Source organism: Roseivivax lentus (assembly GCF_900156805.1).
GTDB lineage: Bacteria > Pseudomonadota > Alphaproteobacteria > Rhodobacterales > Rhodobacteraceae > Roseivivax > Roseivivax lentus.
Genome location: NZ_FTOQ01000011.1, coordinates 1 through 21,104, shown reverse-complemented (window position 1 = coordinate 21,104; position 21,104 = coordinate 1). Strand labels below are relative to the sequence as shown.

Annotated in this window: 17 protein-coding genes; 7 read left to right on the top strand and 10 right to left on the bottom strand. The window is 66.2% G+C overall.

Translation table 11 applies throughout. From position 1 onward, the window contains the following. The first annotated feature begins 2 nt into the window (after positions 1-2). Genes BW990_RS15290 through BW990_RS15280 form a run of 3 tightly spaced genes read left to right on the top strand, consistent with a single transcriptional unit; the run spans position 3 to position 4,375 of the window. Positions 3-2,549, top strand: coding sequence for a lanthionine synthetase LanC family protein (locus BW990_RS15290; RefSeq protein ID WP_076449290.1), 2,547 nt, complete (start codon positions 3-5; stop codon positions 2,547-2,549). Between the two features lie 22 nt (positions 2,550-2,571). Continuing rightward, positions 2,572-4,113 carry a S8 family serine peptidase gene (locus tag BW990_RS15285; protein ID WP_083950639.1) on the top strand — a complete coding sequence of 514 codons (1,542 nt, stop codon included), beginning with the start codon at positions 2,572-2,574 and terminating at the stop codon, positions 4,111-4,113. Between the two features lie 55 nt (positions 4,114-4,168). Beyond that, on the top strand, positions 4,169-4,375 hold the full coding sequence (locus BW990_RS15280) for a hypothetical protein (RefSeq protein ID WP_076449284.1): 207 nt from the start codon (positions 4,169-4,171) through the stop codon (positions 4,373-4,375). A gap of 76 nt (positions 4,376-4,451) precedes the next feature. Here the strand turns inward: BW990_RS15280 and BW990_RS15275 are convergent, their stop codons facing one another. After that, on the bottom strand, positions 4,452-4,988 hold the full coding sequence (locus BW990_RS15275) for a GNAT family N-acetyltransferase (RefSeq protein ID WP_159441667.1): 537 nt from the start codon (positions 4,986-4,988) through the stop codon (positions 4,452-4,454). 776 nt (positions 4,989-5,764) lie between these two features. On the opposite strand from BW990_RS15275, the gene BW990_RS15270 reads away from it, so the two are divergent. Continuing rightward, entirely contained in the window at positions 5,765-6,253 is a 489-nt protein-coding gene (locus BW990_RS15270; RefSeq protein WP_076449280.1) for a LysM peptidoglycan-binding domain-containing protein, read from the top strand. A 144-nt stretch (positions 6,254-6,397) separates the two neighbouring features. Here BW990_RS15270 and BW990_RS15265 read toward each other — a convergent pair whose 3' ends face one another. Continuing rightward, complete coding sequence (locus BW990_RS15265; protein ID WP_076449278.1) at positions 6,398-6,709, bottom strand: hypothetical protein; 312 nt, start codon at positions 6,707-6,709, stop codon at positions 6,398-6,400. A 145-nt stretch (positions 6,710-6,854) separates the two neighbouring features. Here BW990_RS15265 and BW990_RS15260 point away from each other — a divergent pair, with 145 nt between their 5' ends. Both BW990_RS15260 and BW990_RS15255 read left to right on the top strand, forming a co-directional pair. Then, positions 6,855-8,540, top strand: coding sequence for a tyrosinase family protein (locus tag BW990_RS15260; protein ID WP_083950638.1), 1,686 nt, complete (start codon positions 6,855-6,857; stop codon positions 8,538-8,540). Positions 8,541-8,554: 14 nt separating this feature from the next. Beyond that, on the top strand, positions 8,555-8,956 hold the full coding sequence (locus BW990_RS15255) for a hypothetical protein (protein WP_159441666.1): 402 nt from the start codon (positions 8,555-8,557) through the stop codon (positions 8,954-8,956). Between the two features lie 112 nt (positions 8,957-9,068). Here the strand turns inward: BW990_RS15255 and BW990_RS15250 are convergent, their stop codons facing one another. The 4 genes from BW990_RS15250 to BW990_RS15235 form a co-directional block, all read right to left on the bottom strand. Continuing rightward, on the bottom strand, positions 9,069-10,496 hold the full coding sequence (locus BW990_RS15250; RefSeq protein WP_076449272.1) for an aldehyde dehydrogenase family protein: 1,428 nt from the start codon (positions 10,494-10,496) through the stop codon (positions 9,069-9,071). A 2-nt stretch (positions 10,497-10,498) separates the two neighbouring features. Beyond that, positions 10,499-11,464 (bottom strand): NAD(P)-dependent oxidoreductase, encoded by a 966-nt coding sequence (locus BW990_RS15245; protein WP_076449271.1) that lies wholly within the window; start codon positions 11,462-11,464, stop codon positions 10,499-10,501. 85 nt (positions 11,465-11,549) lie between these two features. Further along, positions 11,550-12,296, bottom strand: coding sequence for a class II aldolase/adducin family protein (locus tag BW990_RS15240; RefSeq protein WP_076449268.1), 747 nt, complete (start codon positions 12,294-12,296; stop codon positions 11,550-11,552). Continuing rightward, positions 12,293-13,423, bottom strand: coding sequence for a TauD/TfdA family dioxygenase (locus BW990_RS15235; protein WP_076449266.1), 1,131 nt, complete (start codon positions 13,421-13,423; stop codon positions 12,293-12,295). The genes BW990_RS15240 and BW990_RS15235 overlap by 4 nt, the downstream gene beginning before the upstream one ends. A 106-nt stretch (positions 13,424-13,529) precedes the next feature. Between BW990_RS15235 and BW990_RS15230 the strand changes: the two genes are divergently transcribed. Then, positions 13,530-14,432: a LysR substrate-binding domain-containing protein gene (locus BW990_RS15230; RefSeq protein WP_076449264.1), complete on the top strand. Its 903-nt coding sequence runs from the start codon at positions 13,530-13,532 to the stop codon at positions 14,430-14,432. Positions 14,433-14,580: 148 nt separating this feature from the next. On the opposite strand, the gene BW990_RS15225 is transcribed toward BW990_RS15230, so the two are convergent. From BW990_RS15225 to BW990_RS15210, 4 genes are all read right to left on the bottom strand, one after another. Further along, a complete protein-coding gene (locus BW990_RS15225; protein ID WP_076449262.1) occupies positions 14,581-16,443 on the bottom strand; it encodes an ATP-binding protein in 1,863 nt (620 codons plus the stop codon). 29 nt (positions 16,444-16,472) lie between these two features. Next, a complete protein-coding gene (locus BW990_RS15220; RefSeq protein WP_200798059.1) occupies positions 16,473-17,327 on the bottom strand; it encodes a phosphate/phosphite/phosphonate ABC transporter substrate-binding protein in 855 nt (284 codons plus the stop codon). Continuing rightward, the gene (locus tag BW990_RS15215) at positions 17,324-17,797 is read right to left on the bottom strand and encodes an Hpt domain-containing protein (RefSeq protein WP_143526227.1); all 474 of its coding nucleotides are present in this window, start codon (positions 17,795-17,797) and stop codon (positions 17,324-17,326) included. The genes BW990_RS15220 and BW990_RS15215 overlap by 4 nt, the downstream gene beginning before the upstream one ends. A gap of 227 nt (positions 17,798-18,024) precedes the next feature. Continuing rightward, entirely contained in the window at positions 18,025-20,985 is a 2,961-nt protein-coding gene (locus BW990_RS15210; RefSeq protein WP_076449258.1) for a GEVED domain-containing protein, read from the bottom strand. Positions 20,986-21,104 lie beyond the last annotated feature (119 nt).

Here is a 21,104-nt window from a genome sequence, read left to right as displayed (position 1 = left end):
ATATGGCTGACCTCGACCCACTCCCGCGTGCCCCTGACGCTGCATCCCTCGCGGCCCGCACGGCAGCCATCGACCCCGATATGCGCGCGCGCCTAACGCGGCTTTTCGAGGCGACGGAGATCGTCACCCCGATGCAGGCGCGCTTCGCCGACATGACCGTCCCGGCTGCCGTGACCGAGGCCGATGCCGCGACAGCGGCACAGCCGAACGGAGGCCGCACCGGCGCCACGCCTCGCGGCGGGCCCGACTGGGCCGCGCCGAAGCCGTGGGTCGGCCGCACTTCTCCGCCCGACCCCACAGCAAGTGCTCATCCGCTGGCCGATGCGCTGTGGGGGGTCTATTACAACGAAGGATATGCTCGCGTGTTTGGCGGCACGGCGCAACGCCCCACCCATGTCACCCAGCCCAACACGGAGTTCATAGGCCGGTTCGGGGCAAGCCTGACGCCACAGCAGGGATGGAATCAGGGCTGGACGATTTTCCAGGCCGACGCCAATGGCGCGGTGCATGTTCGCAAGGGCGAATGTTACATCCAAGTCGCGCCCGGGCGGTTCACCCTACGTGACGGCGCCCAGATGACCGTTGGCGCGACCGTGGACATCATAACCGACCTGTTTTCTTCCGCCTGGCAGCCGGGGTTCCTTTACTGGAACGGCGGGCGCCCGCTCAGCGATTACGACAGCGCCTCGCTGCTTCGGATCTATTTCAACCCAACCGCCGATGCGGCGCCGACTCTTGTCGCAGCCATCATCGCATCGCTCGATGGATACGGAATTCCGTTCCGGATCAAGACGCTGGCCGACCCTGCCGGGTATGACCGTACCGACTGCACGGTTCTCTACAGCCCACGGCGCTACGCTGCGCTCGTGCAGCATCTGGTGATCGGAGCCGCCGCCGACTTGCTTGGCGCCGATGCGGCGACCCCGCTTTTCACGCGTGAACTCGCGCCCGGGATCGGGCTTGCCGACGACCCGGCCGATGGGCAGAGCTTCGGCCAGTCCCGTTGCCGTCTGATGGCCGCCGGTGTTCTCGATGCCTGGATGAAGGGTCTAACCGACCCCGAGGCCCGGCTGACCGCCGTCGCGCGGCGTTTCGCGATGGCCGGTCTTGATATCGCCGTGCCACATCTTGGCAGGGGCCGAAGCGCGGATGCCGAGGTCAGGCCGGCTTTTACGGCGACATCCGGCACAATCCGCCTCGTTGCCAGACCCGGTTCGATCCCGCCCGCCACCGACCCTAAATCGGCGGCCGACGCCTATATCGAGGCAGCGGGTGTGATTGGCCGTCAGCTTGCACGCGACGCGATTTGGGACGGCGACAGGGCAGGGTGGACCGGTTGGGCGATGAGCTTCGTGGATGGCGGATTTCGACCGGCGCAGCGTGGCATGGGTCCGTTGCTCTACGATGGCACCGCAGGGGTCGCCTTCTTTCTCGCCGAACTTGCCGCGCGCGGCGGTGACGCGATCATTGCAGACGCCGCACGCGGTGCGATCCGGTCCGTGGCAGCAAGCGCCGAGAACTTCGAGGGGCGCGGACTTTATACCGGAACGACCGGCATGGGCCTTGCGATGATCCATGGGGGTGAGCGGCTGGACATGCCCGAGCTGGTGGAGGACGGCATCTCGCTGATCGGCCGCGTCACCGACGCCGATTTCGAACCGCTCGACTTCGACTATCTCGGCGGGCGCGCTGGAGTGATCGTTGCGCTGATAGATGTGGCCCGTCGCTACGATCGGCCGGACCTCGCCGAGACCGCGCTGGCCATAGCCCGGACCCTCGCTGCTGACGGCGTGCGCGACGTGCACGGCCTGTCCTGGCAATCCGCGATCCCGAGCGCCAATAACCTTCTGGGTCTTGGCCATGGCGCTGCAGGCCCCGCCGCGGCATTGATAGAGGCCGCCGGGATCGACGGTGACACCAGCCTGAGAGCGGCGGGGGAAGCTGCGCTTGCCTATGAACGCGCGTGGTTCGACCCGGCCCAGCAGGCGTGGCCAGATTTCCGCATCGACACGACGCAAGGTCAGACGCGCGAGAACCACGTCCCTGTCTATGCGCCCACTTGGTGCAACGGATCGGTCGGCATCGCGGCATCCCGTCTCCGCCTGCTGGAGCTGCTTCCCGACGATCCGCAGCTGCTGCAGGAGGTCAACGCCGGGCTGCAACACATGTCGGCCTATCTTACCGGGCCGATCCCGTCCAACGCCCGCGACTTCTGTCTGTGTCACGGCACCGTTGGTGCTGCGGAAACGGTCCTGCTCGCCGGAGAGATCTTGAAACGGGACGATGTGGCGCTTGTTGCGCACCAGGTCGGGCGCTGGGTGATCGACAGCTACATTAATCCCGATATTCCTCTGCCATGCGGCGTCCAGCAAACCGGGGAAGCACCGGGACTGATGATGGGGCTGTCCGGGATCGGCCATTTCCTGCTGCGCCTCGCCGACCCGGCTGCAACACCCTCGGCGTTGATCCTCCGTCCGCCCCGGTCGAAGCCCGCCACGGAGCAAAAACCGAAAGCCACGCGAAAGGCACAGACGCGAAAAAAAGAATAAAAAACCAAGGAGATTTATCACCATGGCTCGTTACGTAATTTCTCACCGGCTTTCCGGAATGACCGAAGGCTCGGAACGCACGGCATCACTGAACGCCGCGCAGGAGTTCTTCGGCACGCATCTGGAAAAGAATGTCGATACCGTCAGCAAGTCCGGCGGAAGCGGGCGAGGCAAGTCCGCCAAGGATCGGCGCTTCATCTCGGTCTTTGAGGCCGATCCCCATGAAATCGAGGCGAAGGCGGCGTCCGCGGCGGCCGATGTCATCATCGAACCCGAGTTGCTGCGTCGCCCGATGAGGTCCCATCCGGCGGAAATCGAAAGCCTGTTGCGCAATGTGCCATTCTCCCTGACGCCGGGAGCGGGAACGACACTGACCGTCACGCTGCGGGGCGCTGGCAATCCTGTGCCGGGTGCGCACCTCACATTGTTCCTGCAGGACGCCACCCGCGGCAGCCATTCATCGGCTAAGGCCACGACGGACGAGACTGGCGCTGCGAGCTTCAATTTCGACCCCGATTACACACCGATCTCGATGCTGGTCGATCCTGTAGCAAGCTGGTTCAGTACGGTGATACCCGCACCGATCTCCGCCACGCCGATCGAGTTGACAGCTTTGCCGATGACCGGACCGCTTGGATGGTGGCATGAGATCATGGGCCGCACGACCGACAGCCGCGTCGGCGACGGCATTCGCGTGGGTGTCGTAGACACAGGGTGCGGGCCGCATCCGTACTTGTCCGCGGTCAAGGTCGTTGGAGCCTTCATCGACGGCAGTTTCAAGTCCGGTAGCAGCGCCGGGTCAGACGCGCGCGATCACGGCACGCATGTGTGCGGCCTGATCGGTGCCACACCGCCCGACGCGTCAACGGATTACGCCGGTGCCGCGCAAGCGGCTGAAATCCTGTGCGCGCGTGTCTTTACGGCAAACGGCGGCGGCAACCAGGGTGATATCGCCGCGGCGATCGAAAGGTTGTCGCTTGACGACAACGCCGACCTGATCAACCTCAGCCTCGGCGCGTCTCAGCCGTCGCAAATCGAACGCGATGCCGTCGCCGACATGGTCAACGCCGGGACATTGTGCATCTGCGCGGCGGGCAACGATTACGGCGGGCCGGTCAACTATCCGGCGGCGTACCCCGAGGCGGTTGCGGTGTCGGCCATCGGAATCCGCAGCGCGCTCGTGCCGGGCACGCTCGCCTCGATGAATGTTCCGACAGGCGCCGATTCCAGCCTCAAGGAAGGGCCGAACGGGGTCTTTCTCGGCAGCTTCTCGAATGTCGGCAAGGAGGTCACCGTGACCGGGCCCGGTGTCGGGATAATCTCGACCGTGCCTGCGCGCGAAGGGCTCGAAGCACCCTATGCCGCCATGAGCGGAACCTCGATGGCAACGCCCCTGGTCACCGCAGCGCTTGCCAGCTTGCTGGGCGAGGATGCGCGGTACAAGCAGCTCCCGCGGGAGCGTGAGCGTGCCGCCTATGCATCGACGCTTCTAGCGCAGACAGCGATCAATCTCGGCATGGCGCGCCCGTTCCAGGGTTTCGGCTTGTGCCGTGCAATGCATTGAGGGACGCTCCCTTGCGGGCGGATTTCCCTGCGCGCGTCATACAAGGCGACTGGGCATGTCGGAGCGATTTGTGATCGCGCTGCGAAGGGGCGTGAGAGACGACACATGGCAGGAACGGGTCGCCGAAACGCGCGGGGTCCGCGTCGTTGGTGCGACGCGCAGGATCATGCAGGTGGAGGCCGAAGGGATGAATCTAGAAGCGCTGCAATCGAAGCTTGGTCCCGATATTTTGGTCGAACAAGCCATCAATCGCGAGATCTGAGCGCGGGGCTGCGCCCGAAGGTGGAAGTTTGCTCGCCTGCGCATTCGAAAATGCGGAGCTGTCGCCAGCCAGGGAGTCAGGCTGGTGGAGCCGTCATTGCGTATAGAGCGGCATCTCGGCGCTTGCCCGAGATCATCAGACGGGCCGCCAGAACACCCTCTTTCGTCGCTCCCAGCTTCTCGGCCACGCGGCAGGTCGCGATGTTGTCGACCGCCGTCAGAATCTCGATCCGCGCCAGACCCAGTTGAGTGAAACCAAAACTGATCACCGCCCGCGCCCCGCAGGTGGCGACACCGCGTCGGGTCTGCCCCGTGGCGGTCCAAAAGGACAGGTTGCCACAGCGGTGTGTCCAGTCGATCCGACCAAGACCGCAAACGCCAAGGAATGCGTGTCCGTCACGGGATTTCAGCGCAAAACTGAACTCCGATCCGGCGGCCCAGGCCCCCGCGCGCGACTGTGCCCAGACCAACCGCGGCTGCGCATCGAAAGCGCTGCCCGCCCAGGCCGTCGTGCGAGCCAAGTCCGGAAAAGAACGGGCGACCGCATCCAGATAGGCTAGCGTATCGCCAGGCTGGAAAGGCGCTGCGATGCAAGTCTCGTCCGAAGTCATCATGTCACCTGGGTCAGAAAGGCAGCGCGCCCTGTTGCCGGAGGAATCGACGGCGTTTGAAAGCTGTCCACTACAGCCGAACCCGAGGGCGCTGGCCGTCTCGCAGATCATCGGTTGGCAGATTACCACGGCCGCTACACTTCTCTTAATGTAACATATTTGCAGAAGGTCTTGTCAGAGGAACTCGCTTTTTGGGCGGGGCGACGGGTTGGCTAGCATCGTTGCATGACAAAACGTCCGCCGCTCAAGTATTTCGAGACGTTGCCCAAGATCATCCGACGTGCCGTGGTATTATACGGCGGGTTCTCTTTGTCGCTCCGAAATGTCAAAGACCTGTTGCAGGAGAAAAGCGTAGAGAACAGCCACGAGACGGTATGGTTCTGGTGGCGCAAGTGTGGACCTGAGCTGGCCACGAGCCGACGCAAGCAGTGCAGCGACTTATGAGCCGCAGCCGCAAGCTTAACAGTCTGCGGAAGAAACCAACACCTCCCTTTCAGGCCGCGAGGGCGGACAATCCCTCGATTTACGCGTGTCAGTCTTCAGACGTTCGCCTGCGTCTCGAACCGCTTCGATCAGGAACTTGCCCTCTCCAGCAGACGCCTCTTCCAGGCCAACCGCGCCGCCGCGCGTACCGAGTGGCGCGGTCTCTGCGCGGCATAGGGGACAGCCATCCTGTCCGTGGAGAGACCGGTTCGAATTCGTCTGGCAGCGCCTTTTGGTGTAGACTCCATGACTCATCGGGACCCGCGCCCACGATTTCATCGAAAGGATTTTTCAGAATGCCGCCGACACTTGATATTCAGCAACCCCAACCCTTTGACCTCGTTGGTTCAACGATCCTGATAGCAGGAAACGCGACAGCATTTGAGGGCACGCTCAGCATCCGCGTGTCCGAGGGCCACGACGAGTACAGTTCCTTCACCAGCGTCGGATCGCTCGGGTTACGGCAGTTCCAAGGGTCGATCGAGATCCCGAACCAGAACGCGTTCAAGCTCAACCGGCTGTTTCTCACGCTTGCCGACGATACCGGCAACGAAAACGGCCCGTCGGTCGTTGTTCCGATCCTCTATGGGCCGAAGATCCTGACAGGCTACGGCGGTTGGAGGCCCTATACCGTGCAGCCCGGAGACACGCTGACCGGGATCGCCCAGCAGGAATACGGAAACAACGATTTCCAGCCGATATTCCAGGCCAACCAGCACATCATCACGGATCCGGACGTGATCTTCCCGGGTCAGGAACTTCGCATTCCGCGAAACGACATATAGACGTATCGGTCGCCGGGACTTGTCGGAGAACGAAGCGAATTGTGCATCGCGGGTGTTCGCGCTGCGCGTTGAGATCAGGACAAAGGCCCCGCAAGGTGCTGTCAGAAGAGCTTTTTTGTGGCGGGGCAGGGATCTGGCCCGAGGCTACGCATGGCCGAACGTTACCCCTTCAAGTGCTTCAAGGCGTCGCCCGACAGCATCCGTGTTGCCATCATGGCGGATGCTCGGTTCCCGCAGCCGGGGCGCACGATCGAAGGTCTGCGGCATGACCGCGGCGTCGATGTCGGACATGAAACGAACCGGCATTGGTGGCACAGCTTCGGTCCGATCTTCGCCGCCGAGATCAGGAAAGGCCGGTTCGAGGGCCTGCGATCCGGCCGGTGGCGATGGCACCTCGAGAAGATGGTCGTGAAGATCAAGGAAGAGATGCGGGAGGTGCAGCGCGCTTCCGGCCATAGGGGGAAGTTCTGGAGATCTGTCTCTCACCACCGGGGCGTGGCTTCCGGCAATCGTCGCATGCGCTCAAACAAGGCGCGAAGTGCTATGGTTGCAAACAATTATTTGGCGAATCGTTTTCAACATCCAATTGGGAGCCCGCATCATGACCGCAAACCGACCAGCTCATGGCACAGCCACACTTTCCCGACGCACGCTCTTGCAGGGCGCGACGCTGGGCGCGGCCGTGCTTGCCGCCCCACATATCGCGCGCGCTGCCAGCCATCAGGGGGTGGTGCGGCATTCCATGACCTCTCCCGAGGGGCTGGAGCATATGATGACCTACCGGCGCGCGGTCGATACGATGCTGTCGCTCGATGCGACGGATCCGCATAACTGGCATCGCTATGCGTTGATCCACCTGATGGACTGCCCGCACATGAACTGGTGGTTTTTCGTGTGGCATCGTCCCTACACCGGGTATTTCGAGCGGATCATCCGGATCTACGGCGAGGACGACACCTTCGCGCTGCCGTTCTGGGACTGGACCAAGGACCAGCGCGTGCCCGACACGATGCTGATGTCGGACGCCGATCCGGACAATCCGCTCGATCCGCGCAGCGCCAAGTACCCCGACTGGTCCACCTTCGAGAACACGTTTCACGACGCGTTCGAGGCGGTGTGGAACGGGTTTGACGATGCGCAGCGCCTGCAGCTCGATACACGCGGATACCCGGATTTCGACAGTTTCTGGACCGGCGATCCGACCCTCTACCTGGGCGTGAAGCCCAACTTCACCGATGATCGCACGCGGGCGCGGTCCAAGACCGCCGAGGCCCCGGACCTCACCGGCACGGGCCTCAGCGCGGTGCAATACGGAAGCTACAAGGCCGGTCTGACGACGCCGAATTTCCTCACCACCCGCCAGATGGTCGGCGGCGCTCCGGCCACGGTGGGCGGGCTGAATACCGCCCAGACGCTGACCCATGACGGCAGTTCGTCCTTCGGCTCCCTGGTCGAGGGGCAGCCGCACAACCTCGTGCACAACAATCTCGGGTTTCCGACTGACACCAACATGGGCTGGATGCCCAGCCTTCTGTCCCCCATCGACCCGATCTTCTTCATGCATCACTGCAACGTCGACCGGCTGTGGGATATCTGGACGCGCCGTCAGCAGGCGAACAACCGCAGCCCCTATCCCGCCGAGGGGCTGCAGGCCGAGCTTTTCAATCGCGAAGCCTTCCTGTTCTACATCGACGAGGCCAAGAACCCCGCGCCCTCGACGGCGGGCCAGTCCATGGATATCGACCCGACCTGGGGCTACAGCTATGCCGACGGCACGGGCTCGGAACTCGTGGCGCCGGATACCGGCACAAGCACGGTCTTCGCCGCGCAATCCACGGCGCGCGGCAACGCGCCGTTCGGCAACCAGCAATTCGGGACCCTGACGCTGGCGGTTCCCGGCGCCCTTGCCGAGCGCGTGCCCGCGCCCGAAAACCGCCAGGTGGCTCATATCGTGATCATGCCTCCGACGGTTCTGCGCGGTGTTAGCTTTGACGTCTTCGTGGTGCCCGAGGGCCAGGCGCCGGACACGTCGCGTGACAGCGCCGAGTTCGCGGGCTCGGCCGAGTTCTTCGGGATGGGCGTCCACCACGGCGGAGACCTCGGGTTCAGCATCGACATCACCGAGGCGCTCGACCGCTTGCACGCGCAGGGCATCCTCGACCCGGGCGCGTCGTTTGACGTGGCCGTCGTCACCGTCGGTCGCGAGGACACGGACGGAGCGGACGCCGGCATGGGGCGCGGCGCGATCTTGAAATCGGTGTCCGTCGAAACCATCGTTACGGGATGACAGGCTTTCTCCCCTTGGCCGTTTCGGTCCTGATGTCAGTCCCGGCCGCAGCGGCCGGGGCCGATGTCACGCCCCCGGTTGGGAAGGAGGGGACGATGCCGGAGCATTCGGTGTCCGCACCCAGCGTCGAATTGGCGGCACCGGCTTCGGAGGGCGACGTGATCGTCGAAGTCCTGACGGGCCGCCTGATGCCGTCCGCCGCGCTTGTCCTGCGTTCAGAGACCGGCGAGATCGCCGGCAGCGTCGCGCAATTCGGTCTTGGCGCCAATGCGCCGCGTGTCCTGTCGCAACTCGTCGTCATCGACCGGGCGATGGTTTCGGACGGCAAGCTGCGCCTGACCGTCTGGATTCAGACCGAAACGGGCGAGCGGCCGGCGACGGATGAAGAATTCCTCGGCCTGCGTCTCGCCCGGTAGCGCGTTTGCCCAAGGGCTGAGGTCGAGGCGGGCAGGGCGGGTCAATCCACCCCAACCGCGATAACCGCCATGCGCCAGCCCTTTGCGCGGCGTCGCATGCGAGCGGGGCCAATCACCCGAAATGCAGGCTCTTCACTTCCTGGTAATCCTCGAGGCCCATCGTTCCGCCTTCGCGGCCATTGCCGGACGCCTTGTAGCCGCCGAACGGCGTTCCGCAGCCGAGGCCGCCGCCATTCACGTGCACCGCGCCTGCGCGCAGCCGCGCGGCGACGCGCCGGGCACGCTCCGGATCGCCGGTCTGGATGTAGGCGGCAAGGCCGTAGAGCGTGTCGTTGGCGATGGCGATGGCGTCTTCTTCGTCGCAGGCGGCAAGGATCGACAGGACCGGGCCGAAGATCTCCTCACGCGCGATGGTCATGTCGTTGCGGACATCGGCGAAGATTGTGGGCCGGGCATACCATCCGCGGTTGATCCCCTCGGGCCGGCCCGGACCGCCCGCGACGAGGCGTGCGCCCTCGGCGATGCCTTGCGCGATCCGCTCCTGCACCCTGTCCCATTGCAGGCGGTCGAAGAGCGGGCCGATATGGTCCCCCTCGGCGCGGGGATCGCCGATCCGGGTCTCCTCCGCGGCCATGCGGGCGATCTCGACCACGTCGTCATAACAGGCGCGCTCCACCACGAGGCGCGTGGGCGCGTCGCAGGACTGCCCGCTATTGAGGAAGCATTCAGCGACCGAGGCGCGCACCCGCGTCTCGAGATCGGGGCCGCAATCGGCGAAAACGAGGTTCGGGGACTTGCCGCCGAGCTCCAGCGTGACGCGCTTCACGCTGTCGGCGGCGGATTTCGACACCGAGATGCCCGCACGGGTTGAGCCGGTGAAGGACACCATCGCGAGGCCGGGATGCCGCGCCAGCGCGTCGCCGACCACCGGCCCAGTGCCGTTGATGAGCGCGAAGGCCCCGGGGGGCACGCCCGCCTCGTGCAGGATTTCGGCATAGATCGCGGCGGAGAGCGGCGTGTATTCGGACGGTTTCAGGATCGCCGGGCATCCGGTCGCGAGCGCGGGCAGGACCTTCAGCGCGATCTGGTTGATCGGCCAGTTCCACGGCGTGATGAGGCCCGCGGGCCCGATCGGCTCGCGCAGCAGCGTGTCGCCGTTGGAGAGGGTCCAGCTTTCCTCCTGCGCCTCGAGCGCCTCGATGAACCCGTCGGCATGCCCGACGCCCGCTTCGGCCTGCATCTCGCGCGCCATGGTGATGGGGGCACCCATCTCGCGGGACATGGCCTGGGCGAGGTCCTTGATGCGTTCGGCGGTCAGCGCCCGGATACGCCGGAGAAGGGCGAGGCGTTCGGCCTTGGACCATGTGCCGAAGCTGCGGAACGCCTCGGTGGCGGCGTTGACCGCGTGATCCACATCCGCCGGGGATGCCAGCGCGACCGTGCCGATCCGCTCTTCGGTCGCGGGGTCGGTGATCGGCATCGTCGCGTCGCCCGACGGCGCGATCCAGGTGCCGCCGACATAGATGCGCAGCACGTCCATGGTCATTCCGCGGCCGCCGCTACAGGCGTCCTGCGCCGCACCTCGTAGCCTTCCTCCTCGGGTTCGTCATCGACCAGCACGGTCGGGAAGCCGTCCGCTCGGATGGATAGCCCGGTCGCATCCTCCAGCCGCTCGATGATGCGGTCCGATTGCGCGCGCGCGCCATAGCGGCGCTGCCCGTCGGCCATGATGTCGATCAGGAGCGGCGAGACCTCCAGCGGCACGCCGCCCTGCTCGGCGAGTTTCTGGAAGAGGCCGATATCCTTCATGATGAGATCCATGGTGAAGTTCACGTCGCGCGATCCCGAAAGGATCAGCTGGCTTTCGGTCTCGTGGACGAAGGAGGTGCCGGAGCTGATGCGGATCGCCTCATAGGTGGTCGCAAGGTCGAGGCCCGCGGCCTTCATCGTGGTCAGCGCCTCGCAAAGCGCGACCAGATGCACCGTGGCGAGGTAATTGGTCATCACCTTCAGCTTGGACGCGGTGCCCAACTCGCCGGTATGCAGGATGCGCCGGCCCAGATGCTTCAGAAGCGGCATCACCGCCTCGACGGCGGGTCGGGGACCGCCGGCGAAGATCGAGATATTGCCGGTATCGGCCCGGTGGCAGCCGCCAGAGACCGGGCACTCGACCGCGACCCCGCCGGTTGCCGCGACCTCCGCGCCGAGGCGCAGGATCTCGTCGGCATCGGTGGTGGACATCTCCATCCACGTCTTGCCCGGTCCCATTAGGGGCAGCATCTGCGCCATCACGGCTGCGGAGGCGGCGGGCGAGGGCAGGCATGTGATGACCACGTCGCAGGCGCGCATCATGTCGGCGGGTGCTGCGCCATCCGTCGCGCCGCGCGCCACGAAATCCGCCACGAGATCGGCGTCGAGATCGTGCACCATGAGGGAGATGCCGTTGCGCAGAAGGCTACCCGCGAGCTTGCCGCCCACATTGCCCAATCCGATGAAGCCTGTCTGCATGTCCTGTCCCGCCCTGTCCGGTGCCTGTTCCTTCGCCGACCGCCCGCATCCCGCGGGTGGTGGTTCGATCATTGCCGGATTCGGATCACTCGCAATAGTCCGGCTCTTCGCGGTCGAGCACGGATTTGAGATGTGCGAAATGCGCATCGGCCATCCCCGCATAGGCTTTCCAGCCCTCTGCCGTGTTCCGCGCCACCGCGTCGCTCATCACCGCGAGGTCCTGACCCGATGCGCGGGCGAGCAGGACCGTGCGGGCCGCCTTCTCGAAGAAATAGAGCTGCTCGAAGGCCTGCGCGACGGTCGCGCCGGTGCAGGTCAGCCCGTGATTTGCCATCAGCAGCGTGGAGCAGGAGCCGAGCGCCGAGGCGATCCGCGCACCCTCGGTTGCGTCGTCGGCGATGCCGCCGCAATCGAGGTCCACGGCGAGGTCGCCGTAGAAGCGCGCGGTGTTCATGTCGATGGGCGGCAGGGAGGGCAGTTTCAGCCCGGCCAGCGCCGTCGCGTGCGGCGGGTGGCAATGCAGCACCACGCGGATATCCGGACGCGCCCGGTGCAGCGCGCCGTGGATCGTCCAGGCGGAGGCGTCGGGCGCGTCCGGGCCCTCCATCACCCCGGGGTCGTCCGCGTCGAGCAGCAGAAGATCGCGCGCGCGGATCGATGCGAAATGCCGCCATTTCGGGTTCATCAGGAACTGCCGTCCGTCCTCGGAGACCGCGACGCTGAAATGGTTGCCGACGGATTCGTGCCAGTCGAACCGGGCGGCCAGCCGGAAGGCCGCGGCCAGATCGGCGCGCAGCGCCTGCAGCCCGGCCTCCGGCGCGCCGTCTTTCATTTGAAGCGGCCCTCGGACACCATCGCCCGGTAAAGGCCGCGCAATTCGCCCCGGTCGGTATAGGTGCCGCGCAGGTAGCGCTCTCCGCTGGTGGCCGAGAAAGCGGCGCGGCCATGCACGATCCGGTGGTTGTCGAAGGAGATGCATTCGCCTTCCGCAAGGGAGAACCGCATGAGGTATTTGTCGTCCTGCAGCATCCGCCCGAACTTGACGAAGGCCGGGTAATATTGGTCCATCAGCCGCTGCGGCAGATCGAAGATGTCGGCCAGGTGCTGGCTGATCGTGACACCCGACACCTCGTCGTTGTGATCGAGCTCGATCACCCGCTGGCGCGCGCGCATGTCGATATGGTCGTGTTCCTTGTAGAACGGCACCTCGGTTTCAGACAGTAGCCGGAACGCCTCGGGGTCGGACGCGCGCAGGTCGTTGGCGACGGCGGTGCCGTCGAGAAACAGGTTCTGGCCGCCCACGACGCTGTTGCGGCGGCAATGCAGGTACTGGATGCCGGGCGCCAGCTCCTCGGCGGGAACATCGGTGTGCAGTTCCAGCGCCTTCGACGTGTAGGCGAGGTTGGTGGGCCGGATATGCAGGCGCACGTCGAAATAATCCCCGAAGAAGCTGGGCCGGATCGTGCCCAGAAGCCCCGCGGTCTCGGTCAGGGCCGCGTCGGTGTCGGGCATGTCGGTGACGATCGCGATGCCCTCGACCAACAGCGCCTCCATCCAGCGCTGCCGCTCTTGCGCATCCTCGAGCAGCACGGGATGCGAGACCCGTGTGATCGAGGGATAATGATCCGCGAACCAGGGCCGCCGCGGCAGATCGGCCGGGTCCGGCCGGCGGGCGCCGTGGGCATAAACCTGCAGCATGGCCAGCGGATAGCGCGAGACGTGGTCCTCGTCGGCCCAGCGGATCATCAGGGCGTCACCCTCGATCCGGGCCTCGGCCGGGCGCGGCGCCGCCTTCAGGTGAAAGACATCGAACCCGCGCTCGCGCGTTTCGGGGTCGAAGGAGGTCGGGCAATTATCGCGCAACCACCAAGCGTTGAAATAAGCGGGCCCGGTTTCGGGAAGGGTCACCGTGAGCCCGTTCTCCTCTGCCACAACCGCGTCGATCTGTGCGCCGTCCATGGGTTTCCCTCGCGTTTCATCGTTGTCTCGGCAATGACGCTATGCCCGGACCGGCCGGCGCGATACGGCGATTGCGCTAAAGGAAATATTAGCGAATGGTTATGCTATGGATCACGATCTGCCGCCCCTGCGCCTGCTGACCGCCTTCGCCGCCGTGGTGCGTACGGGATCGGTTCAGGCCGCGGCGGCGGAGCTCAACGTCACCCAGCCCGCGATCAGCCAGGCGGTTCGCAAACTTGAGGACCATATCGGCCTCGCGCTGCTCGATCGCGGCAGCCGGCCGGCCCGGCCGACGGAGGCGGGGATCGCGCTTGCCGCGACCACGACCGAAAGCCTGTCGAAGATCGCCGATCTGCTCGACCGGATGCGCCAGGCGGAGGGCGCACGGGCCCAGACCGTGACCGTTGCCTGTTCGGTCGGGGTCGCGACCTACTGGCTGATGCCGCGGCTGTCGCTCTTCTACCGCGCCCATCCCGATCTTCTGGTCAACGTGGTCACCACCCAGTCCGGGGCCCCGGCGCTGGCGGACGGGGCCGACGTGGCGATCCGCTACGGGCATGGGCGCTGGAGCGATGGCGACGTGCATCATCTCTTCGACGAGGCGGTGGAGCCGGTCTGCGCGCCGTCCTTGCGCGCTCGCTTCGAGGGGCCGGTGCCGCGGGAGGCCGCTCCGCTCCTGCATGTGCGGACCTCGGACGCGTCGTGGCTGAGCTGGGCCGAGTACCTCGCGCGAACGGGACAGCCCCGCATGCACGGCGGCGGCCAGTCCTTCACCAATTACGTGCAGACCACCCAGGCGGCATTGGAGGGACACGGCATGATGCTAGGATGGCGCTCGATCACCGGCGCGCTGGTGGCCTCGGGCGCGCTGGTCTCGGCGGGCCTTGCGGTTCTGCGCCCCAAGGACGCCTTCTACCTCGCGCTGCGTGCAAAGAGGACCGGCGAGGCGACCGAGCGTTTCGCCCATTGGCTGCGCTCCCATGCGCGCGCGGAATACAAACCGGACTAGCAGCAGGGATCTCGCCGGGGCGCGAGGCGCCTGGAAGCGGGTCCCGCGATGCGATCAGGGCAGGATCGCAGGGTCGGGCTGACTCGAAGGGCGCTGACATGCGTTGCGGCCCTGCGCATGTCGGGGCTCAGGCCTCAGGCCTCAGGCCTCAGGCTTCGGACGGGCTCGGCGCGGGCATCTCTGCGCCGGAATGCCCGGGGCCGGAAGTGGCCCGCGTGTCGAAGGCCTGGGCGAGCGTCTGGATGGTCAGCGGCTTTGCCATGAAATCGTCCATGCCAGCATCCCGGCACTTCTCGACATCGCTCGACTGGACGCTGGCGGTGAGGGCGATGATCCAGGTCGCGGCATTGGGTCCGCTGCCCTGTCGGATCGCGCGCGTCGCTTCGAGCCCGTCGAGATCGGGCATGTGCATGTCCATCAGGATGACGTCGTATTTCCGCGCATCCGCTTTCGACACGGCGCGATGCCCGTCCTCGGCGAGATCGACGCCGTGGCCGAGTTTGCCCAGCATCGCTGCGGCCACGGTGCGATTGATCTCGTTGTCGTCCACCACGAGCACGGAGGTGGGGGGATGGCCCCGCGCCGCCGCCAGTGGATCCTGCCCGGTATCGGGTAGGGGGGCGTCCGGCGGCGCAAGCGTCAGGCGCACCTTGAAGCGGCTGCCGGCGCCCGGTGCGCTGTCGACCGTCACCTCGCCGTCCATCGCGGCTGTCAGGCCGCGCACGATCGAGAGGCCGAGGCCAGTGCCGCCGAAGCGGCGCATCGAGGTGTCGTCCACCTGCTCGAACCGGTCGAAGATCCGCGACAGGGCCTCCTTCGGAATGCCGATGCCGGTATCGCGCACCTCGACCTCGAGGCGCACCGTGCCATCGGCCTGCCGCGTGGCACCGCCGCCCAGCGTGACCGCGCCGGTCTCGGTGAATTTCACCGCGTTGCCCAGAAGGTTGATGAGGATCTGCCGCAGCCGGTCCTCGTCGCCGTTGCAGACAAGGTCGACGGGGGCGTTGAAGCGGTTGACCAGCGCGAGGCCCTTGGCCTCGGCGGCGGGGCGGACGATGTCGAGCGCCTCGCCCACCAGCGCGGCGGGCGACATCCTGCGCGGCGCGATGGTCAGCTTTACGCTTTCCAGCATCGACACATCGAGGATGTCGTTGACGATGGAGGACAGCGCGTTGCTGGACTTGACGATCGTGTCGACCTTCTGGCGCTGCTCGGCGGTCAGCTCGGTGTCGCGGAGCATTTCGGCGACCGGGACGATGCCGTTCAGCGGCGTGCGGATCTCGTGGCTCATGGTGGCGACGAACCGCGACCGCGCCTCCAGCGCCCGTTCGGAGCGCGCCCGGGCCTGTTCGAGCCGGGCGGTCTGATCCTCGATCTGCGCGCGCATCGCGCCGAAACTGCGCGCCAGGGCGCCCACCTCGTCCGCGCCATCGGGCAGTTTGACGTCGAAATTGCCGAGCGCCATCGCGTCGGCGGCACGGGCCACCTGCACGAGCCGCCGGGTCAGCAGCCGGTCGATGATGTAGATCACCGCGCCCAGGATCAGCGCCACGATCCCGGCTCCGAGAAGGATCATCCGGCGCTGTGCGCCCTGGAAACGTTGGATCTCAGGGCCGAGATCGATGGCCGCGGTCAGCCGGCCGAGCGTTTCGCCGTTGGCGGTGACCGGAACGGTCTCGACGATGATGTCGGGAGCGGTGAGAGGCGGCGGGGCCACGAAGGGGTACAGGCGCCGGCCGCCCGGGGTCTCGAGTGTCAGCGCGGACCAGTTGTCATAGCGCGCCTCGACCGTGCCGAGCGTCTCGTGGATGGCGCCGAGCTGATTGCTCAGAAGATAGGGCGCGATGCCATCGGCGAGGATCTGCACCTCGCGCTGCGCTTCCCGGGACTGGGCCTCGACCAGAAGATCGTTCAACCGTGGCAGCCACGCGATCTCGAAGAGCAGCGCGATGATGGCGCTGCCCGCGAGGATCACGGCGGTGAGCCTGAAACGGATCGATCTGGACGGCATGGCGGGGACCCGGCTCGGTTGTGATGGCGTTAATGCTCGACCCAGTAATCCTGCAAGCGAAAGGTCCTCAGCACTTCGTAATCGTCGGCCGTGGCGGCGATGATGTCACGAAACGGCACCCGCTCCAGCAGCGCCTGTCCCTGCGGGGTTTCCGCCATGTCGAGGAACGCCGCCTGCACGTTCGCGGCGATCTCGGCATCGACACGGGGATGCACGACGACCGGATGCGGGGGCAGCTTGCTGGTCTCGTAGATAATACGCAATCCGTCCCGGATCTCCGGCTCGAGCCGGTTGAGCGTCGCCATCACCCCGCCCGCGGCATCCATCACGCCGAGCGCGACATTGAGATAGGCGGAGGAATGGGTGGAGACGTATTCGGCCTGGTAGTCGAGCCCGTGGACGCGGTCGAGATCGGCGCGCATGAGCAGCGCGGCGCCGAGCGCGTTGGGCGACGGAAAGGCGATGGTCTTGCCCTCGAGATCACCGACGCTGCGATACTCCGAGGCCTCGGCCACCACCAGCACCCCGAACAGCGACCGGCCGCCATCGCGCAGGATCGGCGCATAGCCCTGCGCCTCGGCGGCCTTTAGCCCGTGATAGGGGTTCATATAGGCGAAATCGAAGGCGCCCTCGATGAAGGATTGCTCGAAACCGGCGATATCGGGCGAGCCCACAAGAACGAATTCGTGGCCCGTCCGCTCGCCCAGTTCCTCGAGGATCGGCGACCAGATCTCGGACAGCATCCGCGGCTCGAATTGCGGCACGACGCCGACCCCGAATGTCTCCGCCGCGGCTCCGCCCGACAGCGTCAGCAGCGCCAGCGCGGCGGCGAGGCCGCGGCGCGCGGCATGCAGACCGGCCCGCCCGGCATCCGACCGCGTCACGTCACGACACCGGTGTCGAGGTCGAGCATTTCGAGCCGCGCCTTGGTGGCCGCCCAGACGCGATGGACGTCGGCGATGGCGGCCTCGATCGGGCCGCATTCGCCGCTTTTCAGCGCAGTTTCGGCGGTGCCGAGCGCGGCATGAAAGCGTTGCGCCCCAAGCACGGCGGCGGTGCCTGCGAGCTTGTGCACGCGGCGGGCCGTCGCCGCGGTCTCTTCGGGCGCGACGGGTGCGGCGGGCAGTTCCGCCTCCGTTTCCGACAAGAAAATCAGGATCAATTGCCGGACGGCATCTGTCGACAGGACCTGCATCAGTTCGCCCAGCCGTGAAAGGTCGATCACCACCAACGCGTCGGCGTCGTCGATGACCGCTATCGCATCGGGCGCGTCCGGCGCAGGCGCGGCCTCGGCCGCCGGCGTCGCGGCAGGACGGTCGCGGTCGGACAGTTTCTTCAGAAATCCAAGGCGCATTTGTTCGTCCCCATACTCGCAGATCGAAAAAACCAGAACGCGGGGCCATCCGTCGCCGCAATGGATGAGCGACAATGCGGATGGCCGCTTTGACTGAAAGACAAACTATCACAATCGAAGGATTGAGAATTTGTGCATCGGCATACCCGACTATACTTTTGAGACATCCCGGCGCGGGTTGTTCCGCGCTGGGCGGGCGGCCCGCTTTCTGGCGGGCCACGCGGTGGTCAGGGCGCGATCTCGACGCGGAAGCTCACGGCGCCGCTTTCGCCCGGCGCGTAGCTGCCCGTGCATTCCCAGCGCAGGTCTCCGGCATAGCCCGCCGCGTTGATCGCGGGCTCGGCCAGGCTGCACAGCAGCGCCGCGCCGACCGGGATCGGTGACGGCACCGGTGCGGCGAGACGCGTGTAGGCGGGCGTCCGGTCATAGATCGTCACGTCGCGCGCGGAGGTGGTCGAGGTGTTGCGCAGGTAGATGCGGTATTCCAGCACGTCGCCCACAGCCGCGGCGTTCCGCGATCCCTCGCCCGAGGCGCTGGTGATGTTCTCGACGGTCTTGCTGAGTTCGAGCCGCGATACACCCGAGAGGCTGGTGAGCCGGTCGGTATTGATGTCGACCTCCGAGAATGTCGTGCCGGTATAGCTGGTCTCGGCATGGACCTCGAAGACATGCACCGCGCCTTCGCCAATGCCCGAATCCGATGCGACGCGGGCGACGAGGCAGATGCGGGTGCCCTCAGTCACGGCCATGGGTGCCGTCACGGGCAGGCTAGGCGTGCCGTCGCAGGCCGGATCGAGATAGAGCGTCGCGGAGAAGCTGCTTGCCGGCGTCTGGCTGATATCGACGACCGAGAATGCCACGCTGCCCGCGCTGTGGCCGAGATATTCGTGCTGCAGCTGGACGATCTGGCCCGGCGCGATCGTGGCCTCCTGGCCCTCGCTCAGCCCGGCTTCGCGGATGAGGCCGATATCGAGGCCCGCGTAATCCGTCCCCGGGTCCGGCAGGAAGGTGATCGCGCCGTCGATGGCGTCGGGCAGGGACCGGCCCGGCAGGGCTGCGCCGGTTTCGGAGATGACGCGATGATCGAGCGGAGCCTCGGCGCTCAGCGTGACCGCGTCGGCATAGCCATCGGGCAGGGTGAAGGACCAGGTGCCGTCGGCGCCCGGCGTTGCGGTTCCGAGGATCGTGCCCGCAGCGTCGAAGATGGTGACGATGGCCGCGCCGGTCCCGGCCTCGGTGCCGGCCTGAAGGCCGTCATGGGCCACGGCGCCGCCCGTCCCGGTATCGAGGAAGACCGTGCCCGACAGCGTCGCCGCGCCGGGCAGCACGGTCACACCCGCACTGGCCTCGTCGTCATCGGCAAGGCCGTCGCCCAGATCGTCCGCCGCGGCGCCGACGCCCGGATCGCTGTCGGGATCGACGACCGAAGACTCGATGATCTCGGCCTCGTTCAGGTGCTTGCCCGCCGCCAGAAGCGTCGCGCGGATGGTCAGGCTGCGGCTCGCGCCGGAGGGCACGGCGCCAACCTGCCAGAGACCCGTCGCGGCATCGTAGCTCATCCCCTGTGCGGCGGCGTCATCGGAGACATAGGCATAGCCCGAGGGCAGGCGGTCGTGAACGACCACCCCGTCCGCCTGGCCGGGACCGGCATTGTCCACGCGGAGCACGAAGTCGAGCGCGGTACCCGCAAGCGCCTCCGAGATCGGCGCGCCCGCGGTGTCCTGGACGGCCTTGTTCAGCGCAAGATCGGCCTCGGGCGGGATCGTGAAGATGGTGACTTCGTAATCCTCGACCTCGCCGTCGAGAGCGAAGCCCAGCAGGTCGTCCGAGACGAGCCCGCTCGTCGTCGACCAGCGCAGCCGGGCGATGGTCGGGCCGGCCACGGCCCCTGCGGGCACCGGAACGGCGAGCCGGATTTCGGTGTTGAAGCTGCCATCGAGGTCCAAGGGCCCGCCATTGACCACGTCGGCGGCCACATGCTCGCCGATGCCGAACACGCCGTTCCCGTCGAAATCGATCCAGAGGTTCAGAAAGGTCATGCCGAAGAGCGGCGGCAGGGGATCGAAGTTCAGCGATTCGCGGACGCTGACGACCAGCTCCGCGGTCTCGCCCGCGATCAGGTCGGGCATCTGCGCGATGCCGTCCTCGTCGTCGATGCCCGACGTGTCGTCGCCCGAGGCATCGGAGGAATAGCTGGCACTCGGTTCGCTGTCGGGCAGATCGGCGCCGAGGAAGATCTCGGGCACGATCAGATGCGCGGCATCGCCGTAGCTTGCGGGCGCATCGCCCCGGTCGATCAGCGCGGGATCCACCGCGACCGTGACCGTGGCGCGGTCGCAATTGGACGGGTCGATGAGCTCGCAGAGCTCGTAGACGATGGTGTAGGTCCCGGCCGGGGTGAACAGCGGCACGACCACCTGGCCCTCGAGCAGGCCGTCGGTCCCGATATAGGGCACCGGATCACCGGCGCTTGCGGGCGTGGCGGGCTGGATCGTGGTGATCGCGGCCAGTACCGGATCGATGGGCGACAGGTCCACCGTATCGTTGTCGAGCACGTTGCCCGCAATGCCGCCCAGCCCGCCATTCACCGGGCTCGCGCCGTAATCGTCATCGGTGGCCACGAGGTTCGTCGACGTATCGGCGATGGTGCACAGAAGGATGCCCGCGCCGCGCGAGCTGAGGGCCGTCTCAGTGCCCGTGAAGCCCAGAAGGAACGTGCCGGTATTGAGCGCGCCGTAGCGATAGGTGACGTAGTTGTCGAACGGGCTCTCGTTCGGTTCGTCGAACCAGTCAGCGGAGCTGCCGACCTTGGCCGGATCCATGACGATCGCCTGACCCGGTGCCGGGAAGGACGGCCAGGGCACGGTGTTGAAATAGCTCACCTCCGGGTTGCCCGTGAGGAAGCCGGCCACATCCGAGCTGTTCTGGTTCACGCCGTTGCTGTCGATATCCACCTGCTGGATGACGACGCCGTTGATCCGGCTGAGATCGATCGGCGTGCCCTGCGGGTTCGCGGGCGTCGCGGTGCCGTCGCGGACCATTGTCACGTCGAAGCTGAGCCAGGAATTGTCGGCCGCGCGCATGTTGGCATCGAGCACGTTGGACGCATCGGTGAAGCGGATGTTCGTCGGGCCGCTCACGGTGTTGAGCTGGAAAACGACGTCGATCGGGTTGCCATCCGTATCCACGGTGACGTTGTCGAAGAGATAGACTGTCCGTTGTCAGAGTTTTTCGGAGAGTATGATCTGTTTCGCTACGGAGGCTCTGGTTCGGCTTGTGTTTGAGATTAGGCGGCAGCGGCTTGGTG